Origin of the sequence: Bacillus canaveralius, from assembly GCF_002860125.1 — a bacterium.
GTDB classification, from domain to species: domain Bacteria; phylum Bacillota; class Bacilli; order Bacillales; family Cytobacillaceae; genus Bacillus_BJ; species Bacillus_BJ canaveralius.
The window spans coordinates 1-1,420 of sequence record NZ_PGVA01000048.1; the positions used below are offsets into that span (position 1 = coordinate 1).

The 1,420-nt window shown below is 42.6% G+C and carries 1 protein-coding gene; it reads left to right on the forward strand.

All coding sequences use genetic code 11. From position 1 onward, the window contains the following. Positions 1 to 58: 58 nt before the first annotated feature. Positions 59 to 1,357: a group II intron reverse transcriptase/maturase gene (ltrA, locus tag CU635_RS17720; protein ID WP_101578717.1), complete on the forward strand. Its 1,299-nt coding sequence runs from the start codon at positions 59 to 61 to the stop codon at positions 1,355 to 1,357. Positions 1,358 to 1,420 lie beyond the last annotated feature (63 nt).

Below are 1,420 nucleotides of genomic sequence, written 5' to 3' on the forward strand. Positions count from 1 at the left end.
AACGTTGTCTAGGGAAGGAGCCCTGCTTCGTTCACAAGTTTAAAGGAGGTAAGAGTGAGTGAATGCTGGAAAACTGGCTAACTACACCGATGTAAAAGCTCGAGAACTCTGGAAAACTTTATATCTTTGCGCCAAGGAAAACCCTACTAGGCGATTTCATGCGTTGTATGATAAGGTCTATCGACCTGATATCCTTGCGGAAGCATGGAAAAGAGTCAAGAGTAAGAAAGGAAGCGGCGGAATTGATGGGCAAACCATAGAAAAGATTGTCCATGAATACGGGGAAAGAGAGTTCTTAAATGAACTATATCTGGAACTAAAAGAGAAACGTTTCCGACCCCAGCCTGTTCGAAGAACATATATCCCTAAAGCGAATGGGAAACAAAGACCATTAGGAATCCCCACGATCAAGGACAGAGTGGCACAAATGGCAATGAAAATGGTCATTGAACCGATCTTTGAGGCAGATTTTCAAGACTGTTCGTACGGATTCAGACCAAAACGAAATGCACATCAGGCGATTGCGAAAATCAGAAAGGCAAGCAGGAAGTCCTTCTGGGTAGTAGATGTGGACATTCAAGGTTACTTCGACAATATCAATCAAGAAAAGCTGATGAAACTCATCGAGATGAGAATTAGCGACAGGAGAGTATTAAAGCTCATCCGCAAATGGTTGAAGGCAGGTGTCATGGAAGATGGCCATTTCCGTGACTCCGACACAGGAGTGCCGCAAGGAGGCGTCATTTCTCCGCTGTTATCAAACATCTACCTGAATGTACTGGATTCACTCTGGTTAAAGAAGTTCTCCCATCTGGGAGAACTCATACGCTATGCCGATGATTTCGTGATTATGTGCCACTCAAAGAAACAGGCACTGGAAAGCATTCAAGTGCTAAAAGGGATGATGACGAAACTTGATCTATCTCTGAGTATTGAAAAGTCCAGGCTTGTGAATATATGGGATGATTCTGATGGTTTTGATTTCCTGGGGCTACATCACAGAAAGTTTCCAGTCCTGAACAAGGGTGGTTCGAAAATCTATGTCATGTCGCACATTCCAACCAAGAAGGCAATGAAAAAGATGAGAAGCAACATCAAAGAGTACACGGAGAAAAGGAACAAGTTATATCTGGATATGGATGAACTTGTGAAAGGCCTTAACCGTAGACTACAAGGATTCAAGAATTATTATCTCATCTCGCCAATTGCCAAGAAATGGCTGAACAGAATCGATTGGTACGTAATCGAAAGATTAACGCTGTTTTGGAATAAGAAACGGAATAAGCGCAATAAACATAGTGGAATAGGACAGGTCATTAAAATGACCCAATACACGCTCGTGAAATTAGCAAAATAGGCAAGTACCGTAATGCCAAAGAAAGAAGAACGTCGGAAAGCCGTATGAGGGAGAACCTCACGT